The sequence below is a fragment of the Vibrio sp. 10N.222.55.C6 genome (assembly GCF_041473395.1).
In the GTDB taxonomy this organism is placed as follows: Bacteria; Pseudomonadota; Gammaproteobacteria; order Enterobacterales; family Vibrionaceae; genus Vibrio; species Vibrio crassostreae_C.
In genome coordinates, this window is sequence record NZ_JBFRSD010000535.1 from 1 (window position 1) to 378 (window position 378).

At 43.1% G+C, this 378-nt stretch carries 1 pseudogene; it reads right to left on the reverse strand.

What is annotated here, in order from left to right:
• Positions 1-378, reverse strand: a pseudogene (locus AB4486_RS24955) (mannose-6-phosphate isomerase); the annotation flags it as partial.

The window sequence follows — 378 nt, forward strand, 5'->3', positions numbered from 1 at the left end:
AGATGTCGAAGCCGAAATCATCAACAGGTATAGGGAAACTCAACTTGTCTTCTTTCTCGATAGGTTTCAGTTTGATGCCTTCGATATCCGTCGTTTCAAAACACGTATTATCAATCAATTCAGGTACATCGATAAACTTAGGAGTGAGACCTGCACGTAACACATTATCTGAGTTCGCCATAATCTCTAGCCCAGTACCTTCGATATAAGCATGCGGGGTTTCGGCATGCAAAAACATTGCCTCACCCGGTGCAAGCTCGATTGTGTTCAACATGAGTGGCGAAAATAAACCAATATCATCGACATAATGCTGTTCAAAGCCTTTGCTGTACTGTAATGCTTCTCGCCCCATAGCAGTCTTCGCTCTACGTTCATAAG